This is a genomic window from Chryseobacterium oleae (assembly GCF_900115055.1).
Taxonomy (GTDB): domain Bacteria; phylum Bacteroidota; class Bacteroidia; order Flavobacteriales; family Weeksellaceae; genus Chryseobacterium; species Chryseobacterium oleae.
Genome location: NZ_FOVD01000001.1, coordinates 1,506,921 through 1,521,202 on the forward strand (window position 1 = coordinate 1,506,921; position 14,282 = coordinate 1,521,202).

The 14,282-nt window shown below is 36.4% G+C and carries 12 protein-coding genes; 5 read left to right on the forward strand and 7 right to left on the reverse strand.

Features of this window, described 5'->3' with window-relative positions:
• Positions 1-211: 211 nt before the first annotated feature.
• The 5 genes from BM143_RS06820 to BM143_RS06840 all read right to left on the reverse strand — a co-directional run bounded on the left by BM143_RS06820 (position 212) and on the right by BM143_RS06840 (position 4,462).
• Positions 212-844, reverse strand: a complete 633-nt coding sequence (locus tag BM143_RS06820) for a hypothetical protein (protein ID WP_090023789.1) — start codon at positions 842-844, stop codon at positions 212-214.
• A 146-nt stretch (positions 845-990) separates the two neighbouring features.
• Positions 991-1,581 carry a hypothetical protein gene (locus tag BM143_RS06825; protein WP_090023790.1) on the reverse strand — a complete coding sequence of 197 codons (591 nt, stop codon included), beginning with the start codon at positions 1,579-1,581 and terminating at the stop codon, positions 991-993.
• Positions 1,582-1,856: 275 nt separating this feature from the next.
• Positions 1,857-2,525: a hypothetical protein gene (locus BM143_RS06830; RefSeq protein ID WP_090023791.1), complete on the reverse strand. Its 669-nt coding sequence runs from the start codon at positions 2,523-2,525 to the stop codon at positions 1,857-1,859.
• Entirely contained in the window at positions 2,525-3,358 is an 834-nt protein-coding gene (locus BM143_RS06835) for a hypothetical protein (protein ID WP_090023792.1), read from the reverse strand. Before BM143_RS06835 ends, BM143_RS06830 begins: the two co-directional genes overlap by 1 nt.
• A gap of 549 nt (positions 3,359-3,907) precedes the next feature.
• Complete coding sequence (locus BM143_RS06840; RefSeq protein WP_047452112.1) at positions 3,908-4,462, reverse strand: thioredoxin family protein; 555 nt, start codon at positions 4,460-4,462, stop codon at positions 3,908-3,910.
• 157 nt (positions 4,463-4,619) lie between these two features.
• Between BM143_RS06840 and BM143_RS06845 the strand changes: the two genes are divergently transcribed.
• The 4 genes from BM143_RS06845 (at position 4,620) to BM143_RS06860 (ending at position 11,522) form a co-directional block, all read left to right on the forward strand.
• On the forward strand, positions 4,620-5,216 hold the full coding sequence (locus BM143_RS06845) for a TetR/AcrR family transcriptional regulator (RefSeq protein WP_090023793.1): 597 nt from the start codon (positions 4,620-4,622) through the stop codon (positions 5,214-5,216).
• Between the two features lie 358 nt (positions 5,217-5,574).
• Positions 5,575-6,735: an efflux RND transporter periplasmic adaptor subunit gene (locus tag BM143_RS06850; RefSeq protein WP_090023794.1), complete on the forward strand. Its 1,161-nt coding sequence runs from the start codon at positions 5,575-5,577 to the stop codon at positions 6,733-6,735.
• Between the two features lie 40 nt (positions 6,736-6,775).
• The gene (locus BM143_RS06855; RefSeq protein ID WP_090023795.1) at positions 6,776-9,958 is read left to right on the forward strand and encodes an efflux RND transporter permease subunit; all 3,183 of its coding nucleotides are present in this window, start codon (positions 6,776-6,778) and stop codon (positions 9,956-9,958) included.
• A 151-nt stretch (positions 9,959-10,109) separates the two neighbouring features.
• Complete coding sequence (locus BM143_RS06860; RefSeq protein WP_034723702.1) at positions 10,110-11,522, forward strand: efflux transporter outer membrane subunit; 1,413 nt, start codon at positions 10,110-10,112, stop codon at positions 11,520-11,522.
• 70 nt (positions 11,523-11,592) lie between these two features.
• Here BM143_RS06860 and BM143_RS06865 read toward each other — a convergent pair whose 3' ends face one another.
• Together BM143_RS06865 and miaA are read right to left on the reverse strand one after the other, a co-directional pair.
• Positions 11,593-12,210 (reverse strand): SixA phosphatase family protein, encoded by a 618-nt coding sequence (locus BM143_RS06865; RefSeq protein WP_090023796.1) that lies wholly within the window; start codon positions 12,208-12,210, stop codon positions 11,593-11,595.
• A gap of 117 nt (positions 12,211-12,327) precedes the next feature.
• A complete protein-coding gene (gene miaA / locus BM143_RS06870) occupies positions 12,328-13,239 on the reverse strand; it encodes a tRNA (adenosine(37)-N6)-dimethylallyltransferase MiaA (protein WP_090023797.1) in 912 nt (303 codons plus the stop codon).
• A gap of 128 nt (positions 13,240-13,367) precedes the next feature.
• Here miaA and BM143_RS06875 point away from each other — a divergent pair, with 128 nt between their 5' ends.
• Positions 13,368-14,225: a YicC family protein gene (locus BM143_RS06875; RefSeq protein ID WP_047452121.1), complete on the forward strand. Its 858-nt coding sequence runs from the start codon at positions 13,368-13,370 to the stop codon at positions 14,223-14,225.
• Positions 14,226-14,282 lie beyond the last annotated feature (57 nt).

Genomic DNA, 14,282 nt, shown 5'->3' on the forward strand with positions numbered 1-14,282 from the left:
TCACAGATAATTATTCATAAACATCTGCGGGATCCGTGAGATCTGCGTGAAATAAAATGATGAGCTCGTTTATTTATGATATTGAAAAAGTCTCTCTCAGATTTTAAAGATTGACACGGATATTTGTGTGTGAAAAAGCTCCTACATTTTATTGTAGGAGCTGAATATAAAGTAAAAGGATTTATTTAATATCTATAATTGTAAATAATCACTATTTACTCACATCATTCTGTGAGATATTCAGAAACAAACTATCTTGTATTACAGGTTGTGCCATAAACTTTGCTTTACCAAAATTTAGTTTTGAAAATCTTCTTAAATCTTCTGCTTCAGGATAATCCCCTTTTAATACTTTGTCATAAGGATAATAGTTTTGTTTAAATTTTGAAGAATATTTTTCTAAAGGAGGAGATTGGTTGATAGTTAGCTTGTATTTTACACTCAATTTTTCCCTTTCTTTTAAATAAAAAACAGAGTTTCCATCGCCATTTCTTTCGTCCCCTATAAAATCAGCGTTTCCAATTTCGGTTAGATAAGCATTGTGAATACTATCTAGTTTTTTTTGATAAAATTTTGAAAATTGATTATCCTCTATTATTGCATATACATTTATAGGAAAATCTCCTTCTTTCCCACCTTGGGTAGAAAAATCTTTGAATTTCTTATCTCCAAATTCAAGTGTGTTCGGTACTGGAAAAACAATATTTTGAGAAGTATTATTTTCAAATATAAGAAACAGTTCATTACTATTTTTAACATACTCTAAGCTGAAGGCATCATTCTTTTTTTGTTTACAAGAGAATAAACAAAATATTGTTAATAAAGCGAATGTAATATTTTTCATTTTAAAGTGCTTTGAATTTTACTGTGGCGAACAAAAAGTACAGCTAAGACACGATATTATAATTCTTTTCATATTATTTAATGAGAGTTTAAAGCTGACCCCTAATTGTATAAAAATCCGCCTCATTTGTCAGGCGGATTAATATTTTAATAATTTGTATCTTTTTCAGAAATAGTTATAAACAAACTATCCTTTATTACTGGCTGCAATATAAATCTTGCCCTACCAAAATTAAGCTTAGAAAATTTCGATATATAATCTCTTTCTAAATAATTCTCCTCTATTCCTCTTTTGTAAGGATAATAAATCTGTTTATACTTAGAAGGGATAGCAGTTCTTAGTATATTTAAATCGTAAAATATCTTTAAAGAGCTGTCTTTTTTCAAATAAAAGACTGAATGGCCATCAGAAGGCCGCTTTAAATCAATAAGAACCTGCATATTTTCATTTATCAATGTTTTTATATAAAGACTATCTAATATTTTTTGATAATATTTATTTTGCTTGTTAGTCTTTATTATAGCATATACATTTTGAGAATCTTTATTTTTTACACTCTCAAACCCTATCATATTAGGTGCTAAAAATACAATATCAGTACTGGTATTATTTTCAAAATTAAGTACAATATTCTTGTTATCCTGTTTATAGGATAGATTGAAAGTATCTGTTTTCTTCTTTTTACAGGAAAAAACAAAAAAGAAAGAAAAAACCAGTAAAATTATTCTGCTTCTCATTTTAAAGTGCTTTTTAAATAATTATTATAAATAGGTTTTATTTTTTGTATTAGTGGCTTTAATCTTTCTTCAGAAGTTACATAGTTGAATAGTGACTCCATGCTTAAATTCAATTTTTGCCATCCTCTGAATCGTACATATTCCTGTTCCCATTGTCCCGTAAAATACTCATGTACACTATCTTTTTTATTCAGCCAACCATCATCCTTTTTATCAAAAAGACTATCATTGTTTAATATATAAAGGAAAATTTAATGCCCTATCGTTAAGAACAATTAATTCATATTTTTTAAAATAATATTCACTTTATTTGAAGTAATAATTCCTGAAAATATTATATACTTTTCTGATTTTTGATCCAAAATTTTAGAAAATTTTTTCAACATTTTTTTAGGGATATTCAAATGCAATTGAAAATAATATTCTTTTTCATTTTTTATATCATAAAATAAAGATCCATTATCTGCACTAGAATTATAAATAGGAAAACTAATTTTAGTACATAAAGCTATACTTTTTTTAGGAGGAATATTTATGATTCTTTTATATATTTTATAAAAAATATATAATTCAGAAATATTTGTTGAATCTAACATATATAATTCTCTAAATGTCAATAGTTCTTTATTGGATGGATTAGCATTTTTAAGATTCTTTTCGTATGCATAGGAACCAGATACAGGATTTAATAGTCTTTCTCCATCATATATTCTAAAATTCAATAATCCTAAGTAAGGTTCATCAACTATTTCATTTTCGCCGGTACTGAATCCAGTTGAATCTATTAGAATTTTATAATATTGCCTTGAATTATTTTTAATGTTATAGCATAGATTATTATTTCCAGGTGTTAATTCTATTCTACTAATCGGAATATCAATTTCTAAATCCTGAGCAAGTGCCATATTAGTAAATAATATCAGGATGAAAATATACTTTTTCATTAGAAGGTATTTTTAGGTTTATAATTATATATTTTATATAATTTTAATTCATTATTATAAAACTTCAGATTTTCATATGCAGATGGATCCCCCATTCTCTCACTCCATGTGTGAGCTTCTATTTCTGAAATGATTTTATATTTTCTTCCTGAAGTATCATTATACATTCTCATCCAGTCATTTCTAAATCGGACATTATGATAAACATGTACAAATTCATGTCCAATAGTTAATCCTAAATCTAGATTAGTTAAAATACCCATCTTAGATAGCATTACCGATGTACCAAAAGTTTCTCCTAATGTTACTCCACCAGGTCTACTACTTGGAATTCCTTTAACAACATGAAATATAGCACTTTTCTCTCCTAATTCAAATAACCTATTAAGTTCAGGTGTATTAGTTACCATTTCTATTAATCCTTTATTTGATAAATCTGGGGTCGCATCTAATTTATAATTTATTCTAAGTTGTTCTTTTAGTATAGAAGAACCATCTGTTCTGAATAATAAATCATAATATAAATGATCGTAAACCGCATTAAGCTCACTAGATTTGTAAAATTCAATATCATTAGAAATATTTCTTGAAGTCACTTTGTTATAATATAAGCCTTCAGAAAAGGTTATATCATTATCCGACAAATTAAATGAATAATTAATACCTGAGAATCCTATAAGTGCACTTTTAAAAATATTTTGCCCGGTCGCTATTCCATTAAATATACTTCCCACAGATCCAATTACGGAATTTGCAATAAATTTCGTTCCATATACATTAATATTGCTTATCCCCTGGCCAATAGCAGCTCCGGCGAATGCTCCTCCCACCACAGCTGTCCATGTGTTTTTCCAGTCCCATTTTACAGGATTAAAATTTCCATGATTGGCCTGAACCCTTGAGAAATAGCTTCCTACGAGAGATGCAATAAACCATGCCCAGAATTCTCCAGTAGGATCACAATAGTTTTAGATTGCATAGAAGCCAGTTTAGCAGCAGAATAGGGTATTTAAAGTAGACTTCGGTTACTTGGGCATGCGATATGCCCAAACCTGTGCATATAAGAAATGCACTTAAATAGTTTTTTTTCATATTTGAATGTTTTAGGGTGTGAATATAAAAATTATTTTTAATTCCCAAAATGGGGAACGTAAATATTTTAATGTGGATTTTACGAAGACGCTGTAAGCATTATAAATAGCCACATTATAAACTTTGAATACAGAGTAAACTCCAAACATCTTTTATAAAAAGGGTAATGGATACTTATTTCCCGCAGACATTTCCGATTACACAGAATTTTACGCATAAAAAAAGCCGCTCTAAAAAGAACAGCTTATACTTATATATACGACGGTTAAAAATTTCAACCATTCATATTATTATTTCCATTTGATATTGCATCCCATACTTGGCTTCTGAATCTCTTCCTGCGGTTCACCCAACAAAAGGTTTTCGAAAGCGATGATCAGGTCTTCTCCGGTTACATCTTTGTTGTTTCCGGGTCTTGAATCATCCATCTGTCCTCTGTAGATAAGGTCTAATTTATCATCGAAGAAATAGAAATCCGGTGTGCATGCTGCATCGTAAGCTTTTGCTACGGCCTGACTTTCGTCATACAGATATGGGAAATCAAAATTTCTTTCGATCTGGAATTCGATCATTTTTTCCGGAGAATCGGCCGGATATTTTTCTACATTGTTGGCATTGATTGCAATGAATTCAATCCCTTTTTCATTATAGTCTTCATACAGTTCGTTGATCTTGTCGATCACGTGAAGAACAAACGGACAGTGGTTACACATAAAGATCACCAGTGTTCCTTTCTCACCTTTCAGATCTTCCAGAGATTGGATCTCATTAGTTTTTGAAGGGTTCGGAAGCTCGAAAAACGGAGCCTTGGTTCCTAAAGCCAGCATATTGGAGGGAGTATTCATATCCTTTATTTTCTTTATCAGCAAAGATAAAGTTTCTTTTAATACAAGCCAATTCAGTAATTTATAAACTTGCGTTAAATGTTAATTATTAAATATTATTTGGAAGTTATACTTAAAAGTTTGTAGTTTTGCTAACACTGTTAGTAAATAAAAAATCATGGGCCTACATGAACGTCGCCAAAGAGAGAAAGAATCCATACGTGCAAATATTTTGCAGGCGGCTTTTGGTTTGGCTAAAACAGAGGGCTGGGCATCACTTTCGATGCGTAAAATTGCAGATGCCATTGAGTACAGTGCTCCTGTAGTGTATGATTATTTTGAAAACAAAGAAGCCATTTTGTATGAAATTTCTATCAATGGTTTTCATTGTCTTCATATAGAGCTGTTAAAAGCTCAGCAGAAATTTGATACCCCGGAAGAGCAGCTTACGGCCATCGTAGATGCTTACTGGGATTTTGCTTTTAAAAATAAAGAATACTATCAGCTGATGTTCGGTTTGGGAATGCAGTGTAGCGGCAAGGGCCAGATGAAAGCAGAATTTTCATCATTTCAGGACCTGATCTATGAGTGTACCTTCAACATCATTAAGAAGAACGGATCCAATCCGGACAATGCCTGTCATATGTCTCACGCTTTATTTTCAGCGGTGCACGGTTTGATCTCTATTATGATGATGCGAAATACAGATATTCCTTCTACGATGAATAAAACGACTTTAGACGAAACGGTTTCAGCTTTCGTTAAGTCTTTGTAAATTTTTTTGAACCAAAAATTAACACCGTTAGGAAAAATAACATCGAATACCGGTAAAATATTCAGTTAAAAACTAAAAAAAAGTAACATGGAAACTATAATTCAAAAATTCAGGACAGCTTTTATCAATCACTTAACACTGTTAGATAAATTAACACACTATTAATACACCTCACTTATCCATACATTCAACATTAAAAAACAGACAGCACTTATGAAAATGACGATCTGACTCCTTTATTAAAAATTCTGAAATTTTTTTTGAACTTAATATTAACACCGTTAGGAAATATATCAGAATTAATTTAAAAAACACTATTACTTAAATCTAACACTTCATTAAAAAAATTAAACCCACAATGAAAATACCTGGAAAAATAAGGTTTATCGTACTTATATCAAGTATTATCCTTTTGCAGAACTGTACCCAAGCAGCAGAAGGTTCCAATGCAGCACCGCCTGCTCCGGAACTTCCGGTTTACACCGTGATCACATCTCCAGCGACAACATATCAGGAATTTCCTACCGCACTGGAAGGTAAAAACAATGTAGAGATCAGATCTCAGGTAGACGGATACTTGGACAGAATCTATGTGGAAGAAGGTTCTTACGTAAGAGCCGGACAGCCATTATTTAAAATAGATTCAAGAGCGTATGGCGAGCAGGTGAATATGGCGCAGGCCAATCTTCAGGCTGCCAATGCCAATATTGAAAAGGCTAAAGTGGAAGTTGACAGACTTCAGCCGTTAGTAGCAGCAAAAGTAGTTTCTGACGTACAGCTTAAAACCGCAAAAGCCAATTATGCTGCTGCCGTTGCCGCTTCATCACAGGCCAGAGCTTCAGTAGGAAACGCAAGGATCAATGTAGGATTTACAACGATCACAGCACCGGTAAGCGGATATATCGGAAGAATTCCTTATAAAAAAGGAAGTCTGATCTCAAGAACTGATGTTAATCCATTGACTTTACTGTCGGATATCAGCGAAATTTATGCTTACTTCTCTTTAAGCGAACTGGATTTCATCGCATTTCAGAAGAAATATCCGGGAGCTACTTTAGATGAAAAGCTGAAGAATATGCCAATGGTAGATCTGGTGATCGCAGATAACAGCATTTACCCTCAAAAAGGAAAAATGAGCATTGTAGACGGTCAGTTTGACAAAACTACAGGAGCCATCAGCGTTCGCGCGGTTTTCCCTAATGCGCAGGGAGCTTTAAGAACCGGAAATACAGGAAGAGTGCGTATGCCTCAGATGCTTTCCAATGCCCTGATCATTCCACAGGAATCTACTTTTGAAATTCAGGACAAAACCTATGTGTACATCTTAGGAAAAGACAACAAAGTAACCAGCAAGCCGATTAAAGTCTCAGGAAAAACAGAAAACTACTACTTTATTTCTGAAGGAGTTGCTCCGGGAGAAAAAATCGTGTACACCGGAATCGGAGCGTTGAAGGATGGTGCTTCTGTAAAGCCAAAAGCAATCTCTTCCGACAGCTTATTGAGAGCCAGACCTTTGTAATCTATTCCGAATACAGAAGACTTAAAAAAATAAACTTCTTATGTTAAAACAATTTATAGAAAGACCGGTACTTTCAACGGTCATCTCCATAATACTCCTATTATTGGGGGCGCTGTCCCTCTTTAATTTACCGATTGCCCTCTTTCCCGATATTGCTCCACCGAGCGTTCAGGTAACGGCTTTCTATCCTGGAGCTAATGCTGAGGTAGTTGCCCGTTCGGTAGCCACCCCTATTGAAGAAGCAGTGAACGGAGTGGAGAATATGACCTATATGACCTCCAACTCCAGTAATGACGGTACTATGACCCTGAGTGTTTATTTCAAACAGGGAGCTGATGCCGATAATGCTGCAGTAAACGTACAGAACAGGGTATCGAAAGCGATGAGCCAGCTTCCTCAGGAAGTGGTACAGGCGGGGATTTCCACACAGAAAGTTCAGAACAGTATGATTATGTTCATGGGACTGAGCAGTGATGATCCGAAACAATATGATGAACTTTTCTTACAGAATTACCTTAAGATCAACGTAATTCCACAAATACAGCGTATTCCGGGAGTTGCACAAGCACAGGTTTTCGGAACGAGAGATTATTCCATGAGACTCTGGCTGAAGCCGGACAGACTGGCAGCCAACAATCTTTCTCCACAGGAAGTACTTGCAGCAGTTAAAGATCACAACCTTGAAGCTGCTCCGGGACGTTTGGGCCAGGGAAGTAAAGAAACCTACGAGTATATCCTTAAATACAAAGGAAAACTGAGCAAGGATGAAGATTACGAAAATATCGCCATCAAAGCGAACAATGACGGATCATTCTTACGATTAAAAGACGTAGCGAGAGTAGAATTCGGTTCTTATACCTATACAGCGACCAACAGAGTAGATGGAAAACCGGTTGCAGGATTTGCGATTCTTCAGACTGCAGGTTCCAACGCGAATGAAATCTTAACTGAAATTGAAAAACAGGTTGATCAGATGAAAACTACCCTTCCAAAAGGAGTTGAGCCGATCATCATGTACAATTCCAAGGATTTCCTGGATGCGTCTATCCATCAGGTTGTTGAAACTTTGGTGATTGCATTTATCCTGGTATTTATTGTAGTGTATATTTTCCTTCAGGATTTCAGATCAACATTGATCCCGGCTATTGCGGTACCGGTTGCGATTATCGGAACCTTCTTCTTCCTTCAGCTGTTTGGATTCAGTATCAACATGCTTACCTTGTTTGCATTGGTGCTCGCCATCGGGATTGTGGTGGATGATGCCATCGTTGTGGTGGAAGCCGTCCATTCAAAAATGGAACAGACAGGAATGCCGGTAGACCAGGCAACGACAAACTCTATGAGTGAAATTTCCGGGGCGATTATCTCCATTACTTTGGTGATGTGTGCCGTATTTATTCCGGTAGGTTTCATGCAGGGTCCTGCGGGAGTTTTCTACAGACAGTTTGCCTTTACTCTTGTGATTGCCATCCTGATTTCTGCGGTGAACGCCTTAACATTAAGCCCGGCTTTATGTGCGATGTTCTTAAATGATCCTCAGGGAGAACATGGGGAACATGGTCATAAAAAAGGTTTTGGAGCAAGATTCTTCAACGCATTCAATGTGGCCTTTAATAATATGACCCGAAAATATATCTACAGCCTTAAATTTTTGATTAAAAATAAATGGGTTGCGATAGGAGGATTAGTAGTTATTACTGCTGCAAGTGTTTTCTTAATTAAAAAAGCACCGTCAGGATTTATTCCTACTGAAGACCAGGGATTCGTTCTTTATGCAGTTAACACGCCTCCGGGAAGTTCACTGGAAAGAACCCACAGAGCTACCGCACAGATCGATAAGATCATCAACGGTGAAAAAGCCACCAACCACCTTTGGGTAGCAGATGGAATGAACTTTATCAGTAATGCCAACGCTTCTCCTTATTCTGCAGGTTTCATTAAACTTAAAGATTATGATAAACGTGGCGAGATGAAAGATCCGGACCAGATCGCAGCTGCTCTGACAGGAAAAGTAAGCCAGGTAAAAGATGCGAACGCGTTCTTCTTCAACTTCCCAACCGTACAGGGATTTGGTAACGTTTCCGGTTTTGAGTTTATGCTTCAGGATAAAACAAACAGTTCTTTTGAGCAATTGGGAACAACAACTCAGGCCTTCATCGGGGAGCTGATGAAACGTCCGGAGATTGCATTTGCTTTCACAACGTATGCCGCAGGAAATCCTCAGTATACAATTGATGTAGATGCTGACAAAGCCAATCAACTGGGTGTTTCTATCACGGAACTGATGCAGACGATGCAGATCTATTACGGAAGTAGTTTCGTTTCAGATTTCAACAGATTTGGGAAATACTACAGAGTAATGGCTCAGGCTGATATTCCTTATCGTACGGATATCAATTCTCTGGAAGGGATTTATGTGAAAAATAAATCAGGTGAAATGGTTCCGGCGAAAACACTGGTCACCTTAAAAAGAACTTTCGGACCTGAAACGGTAACAAGAAACAACCTGTTCAACGCAGTAACGATCAACGGAACTCCAAAACCTGGATATAGTACCGGAGACGCCATCAAAGCGGTAGAAGAAGTTGCGAAACAGTCACTTCCTAGAGGTTATGGTTACGAATGGACGGGAATCACCCGTGAAGAGATCAAAACAGGCGGTCAGACAGTATTTGTCTTCCTTTTAAGTATCCTGTTTGTGTACTTTTTGTTAGCAGCTCAGTATGAAAGCTACATCCTTCCGTTTGCCATTATTCTTACCATTCCTACAGGAATATTCGGAGTATTTGCATTCACAGGATTAGCCGGAATTGATAATAATATTTACGTTCAGGTGGGATTAATCATGCTCGTAGGGCTATTGGCTAAAAATGCCATCCTGATTGTAGAATTTGCCGTTCAGAGAAGAAAAGCAGGTAAAAGCCTGATCGAATCTGCACTGCAGGCTTCAAGACTACGTTTGAGACCGATCCTGATGACCTCTTTCGCCTTTATCGTGGGAATGCTTCCATTGGTATGGACGCAGGGTGCTTCAGCCAAAGGTAACCACTCTATCGGGTACAGTACCGTAGGAGGAATGCTTACAGGAGTGATATTCGGGATTTTCATCATCCCGGTGATGTATGTGATTTTCCAGTATCTGCATGAAAAAATGCCGAGCAGAAAAAATAAAAGACTTCAAAGACAGAAATTGGAAGAAGAACTTCTAACCACAGCTCATTAATATATATTGAAATACAAAACTTTGAGCCCCATAGAGAAGCAACTATTCAAACTAATATCACAAAAAAAGCAGAGTACTCTCCTACTAAAGACCTCTTTGCTTTACAAAACCGCTCAAAGTTTTGTATTCAACTAAAAGTCTATTTAAAACTATGAAAAGAATTAAGAATTTTATCTTAACCCTTATATTAGCTTTAGGCGCGGTGTCGTGTGTGTCCAAACTGGCATATACCGAACCTGACCTTCAGCTTCCGGAAAAGTTCCAGTACACGGCTACTGCTGATACAGCCAGTATTGCCAACCTGGAATGGAAACAGTTTTTCAGCGATCCTATTTTACAGGATTTGATTGAAAAAGGAATTAAAAATAACTATGATCTTCAGATTGCTTTAAAACAGGTAGCTTCTTCACAGGAGAAACTGAAACAAGCCAAATTTCTTCAGTATCCAGATGTAGGTTTTGCGGTTTCAGCGCAAATTTCAAAGCCTTCTGAAAACAGCATGAACGGGAAAAGCTTAAATTCATTTTTAGGCCAGAGCCATGTTGAGGATTATAATGCAGCCTTCAACCTTTCATGGGAAGCTGACATCTGGGGGAAAATTAAAAACCAGCAGGAAGTTTCAAGAATGCAGTATCTGCAGACTTATGAAGCGACAAAAGCTGTTCAGACACAGGTTGTAGCAGCGATTGCACAGGGATATTACAATTTATTGATGCTTGACAAACAGATTCAGATCGCAAAATCCAATTTGGAATTAAGCACCAATACCCTTTCCATTACTGAAAAAATGTGGCAAAGCGGAGATACGACTTCTTTAGGGGTTCAGCAGGCAACAGCTCAGAAGCAGTCTACAGAACTTCTGATCACTCAGTTGGAGCAAAATATTGCGATCCAGGAAAATGCTTTAAGTATTCTTGTGGGTGAAAATCCAAACAAAGTGAACAGAACGATTGAGATGTCTGATACTTCCCTTCCACAGACTATTTCAACGGGTCTTCCTGCAGCGATGGTAAGCCGTCGTCCGGATGTCCGTCAGCAGGAACTGGTTCTGTTGGAATCCAATTCAATGGTAGGAATTGCTCAGGCGAATATGTATCCTGCTTTGAAAATTACAGCTAATGGTGGTGTGAATTCATTTAAAATTGATAACTGGTTCCAGATTCCGGCTTCATTGTTTGGATCTGTACTGGGCGGGATTACTCAGCCTATTTTCCAGAAGAGACAATTGAAAACGGATCTGAATGTAGCTAAAATCCAGAGAGAGAAAAACGTGCTGGCTTTCCGCCAGTCTGTTTTAAATGCAGTGGGTGAAGTTTCTGATGCTTTGGTTTCGAATGAAAGTTTAAAAGTTCAGGAACAGAAAGCTACAGATCAGGTAACCACATTGAAAAACGGGATAAAAAGTGCAGAAATGCTTTACAAAGGCGGTATGGCCAATTACTTAGAAGTGATTACAGCTCAGGGAAATTCTCTGCAGGCTGAACTGAATCTTGCGTCTGTAAAAAGACAGAGACTGAGCAGCATTGTAGATCTTTACAGAGCGCTTGGCGGCGGTTGGAAGTAGTAAATTTAATTATATTGTTTTTAGTGCGGTCTCTTTTCAGGGACCGCATTTTTTTAGTAGAGTTCAGGTTTTATGGTGTACTTTGTCCAAACTTTTTTTGAACAGCAAACACCGATCCCGCTGATGCAGAGTTTTTCGTAATAAATATATTATCAAACTGGGTCTCACTGATGGTCACATTCAACGTATTATTACTCAACACTTTTACCATTTCAGGAACTGTATTGGAATGGCCGACAATGACAACAACTTTTCCCTGATTTTGTGCAAGAATATTGTTGATAAATAATTGAGTGGCAGCAAAAGTAGCAGCCGGCGCATATTCTTTAATAACAATTCCTTTACTCTCTGCCAGTGGAATGGCTGTTTGACGTGTCCGATTGTAGGCGGTAGTATAAATATTATCTACATGAACATTTCCCAGCAAACGTTTCAATTCTTCTGCTCTCAGCTTACCGGTACTGGAAAGATCAGGATCAGTTCCTACATTTTCTTTCTCTGCATGACGCAGCAGAATGCATACTGTTTCTGTACTGCTGATTTCTGAAGGGAGAGGAATGCCTAATGGGTTTTCAGTATTCTGAGCATTATTTTTAATATTCTCGTTTTGGATTTCCTGGCTGGAAGCTCTTTCACAGCTTGTGAAGATCATCAGAGGTATCAAACCCGATATAATTAGTTTTTTCATAATCCAATTGATTTAAACTGCGTTTGGAAATTGTGCTATTTTCAAGCCCAATTTAAATAAAAAAAAACGATAAAACTTTTTATAAATTGATATTATTTAAAAAATAGAATGAATTTTCTATTGATTTGAGATGGAAATAAATTCAATTAAATGATCAAAATCTTCCTGTGAATATCCCAATGACAGATAGTGAATATCATCCGCCTTTCTGTACCATGTCAGTTGGCGTTTTGCATATCTGCGGCTGTTTTTTTTGATCTCGGAAACAGCAAAATCAAGTTCCCATTCCCCATCAAAATATTTGAACAGTTCGGAATATCCCACTGTTTTCAATGCGGTAAGATCTTTAAATTCCTCTAAACTTTCTGCCTCAGCCAGAAGACCGTTCTCCATCATGATATCTACCCTTCTGTTGATCCTGTCATACAATTCTTCTCTCGGAGCTTCAATTCCGATACGGATCACAGTGAAATCTCTGGAGTTCTGGGAAACAGCAATCTGTTCGGAATATTTTTTATCCGTCTGCCAGATCACATCAATAGCGCGTAAAAGTCTTCGGTGATTGTGAAAATCTACTATTTCAAAATACTCAGGATCGAGTTCTTTAAGGATCTGCTGAAGTTTTTCGATTCCTTCCGTATCAAGGATTTCCTGTAATTTTTTCTGATTGTTTTCATCTGCTTCTGGAAGATCATTTAATCCCTCAATCACTGCCTTTTCATACATCATGCTTCCACCCACCAAAATGACGGTGTCATGATTTACAAAAAGTTCATTGAGTTTTTTTAAAGCATCTTCCTCATACTGCCCGATAGAATAATACTCCTGAACCGAAAGATTACCAATAAAATGATGAGGTGCCTGCGCCAATTCTTCGTCTGAAGGTGATGCAGTACCGATTTTCATTTCTTTAAAAAACTGACGGGAATCGCAGGAAACAACTTCCGTATTGAAATGGTTGGCCAGATCAATGGCCAGTCTCGTTTTACCTATTCCGGTAGGGCCTACAACAGAAATCAATTTTTTCATATGCAGGTTATTTATTCTTTTTAATGGTCATATGGAATCTTAATCTTCATGGGTGATTGTATATTACGGATCACTGCGATTTCACAGTGCTAATTTAAATGTTTATCTTTGTACAACAATAAAAAACTATGATTTTATCAATGACCGGATTCGGCAGAGCCGAGGGTGTTTTTGAAGGGAAAAAGATCTCAATAGATATTAAATCCTTGAACAGCAAAAGCTTTGATTTAAATATTAAAGTTCCTTTACGTTATAAAGAAAAGGAATTCGAGATCAGAAAAATTCTTAACGACAGAATTATCCGTGGAAAGGTAGACTGCTACATCAATCTGGAGAACCTGGAAGAGACAAACGATGTGAAAATCAACAGGAGTTTAATTGACTCTTATATGAATGAGCTTCGTAACATCGCTTCAGACGGACCAGACTTTGAGTACCTGAAAATGGCAGTAAGACTTCCTGATGCGATTTCTTCAAGACCTGACGAACTTACGGAGGGTGAATGGGAAGCTCTGGCAAAAATCGTTCACGCATCGGTAGACCGTTTCATGGAATTCAGAAAAACGGAAGGAGGTATCTTACACGAAGAGCTGGAAAGAAATATTCAGAATATTGACAAATACCTTTCAGAAGTTATTCCTTTTGAGGAAGAAAGAATCATTGCGGTAAAAGAACGTTATCAGAAATCTTTAAAAGAGTTTGAAAATGTAGATGAGACCCGTTTCTATCAGGAAATGGCCTATTTCACAGAAAAACTTGACATTGCTGAGGAAAAAGTAAGACTTACCCAGCATTTGAAATACTACAAAGAAGTAATGGACAATGAAGATTTCAACGGAAAAAAACTTGGTTTTATTTCTCAGGAAATCGGAAGAGAGATCAATACTTTAGGGTCAAAAGCCAATCATGCAGAAATCCAGAAACTGGTGGTCATGATGAAAGATGATTTGGAAAAAATTAAAGAACAGACGTTAAACGTTTTGTAAAAGTTATAAGTTGTCAGTGATGAGTTATGAGTTACTTTTTTGCGTAATTCCAATAAC

Bases quoted from the DNA above. Each gene is read 5' to 3' on its own strand.
- BM143_RS06850 (WP_090023794.1), top strand. From the start codon at position 5,575: ATGAAAATACCTGGAAAAATAAGGTTTATCGTACTTATATCAAGTATT.
- BM143_RS06865 (WP_090023796.1), bottom strand. From the start codon at position 12,210: ATGAAAAAACTAATTATATCGGGTTTGATACCTCTGATGATCTTCACA.
- BM143_RS06855 (WP_090023795.1), top strand. From the start codon at position 6,776: ATGTTAAAACAATTTATAGAAAGACCGGTACTTTCAACGGTCATCTCC.
- BM143_RS06840 (WP_047452112.1), bottom strand. From the start codon at position 4,462: ATGAATACTCCCTCCAATATGCTGGCTTTAGGAACCAAGGCTCCGTTT.
- BM143_RS06845 (WP_090023793.1), top strand. From the start codon at position 4,620: ATGGGCCTACATGAACGTCGCCAAAGAGAGAAAGAATCCATACGTGCA.
- BM143_RS06825 (WP_090023790.1), bottom strand. From the start codon at position 1,581: ATGAGAAGCAGAATAATTTTACTGGTTTTTTCTTTCTTTTTTGTTTTT.
- BM143_RS06875 (WP_047452121.1), top strand. From the start codon at position 13,368: ATGATTTTATCAATGACCGGATTCGGCAGAGCCGAGGGTGTTTTTGAA.
- BM143_RS06820 (WP_090023789.1), bottom strand. From the start codon at position 844: ATGAAAAATATTACATTCGCTTTATTAACAATATTTTGTTTATTCTCT.
- BM143_RS06830 (WP_090023791.1), bottom strand. From the start codon at position 2,525: ATGAAAAAGTATATTTTCATCCTGATATTATTTACTAATATGGCACTT.
- miaA (WP_090023797.1), bottom strand. From the start codon at position 13,239: ATGAAAAAATTGATTTCTGTTGTAGGCCCTACCGGAATAGGTAAAACG.
- BM143_RS06860 (WP_034723702.1), top strand. From the start codon at position 10,110: ATGAAAAGAATTAAGAATTTTATCTTAACCCTTATATTAGCTTTAGGC.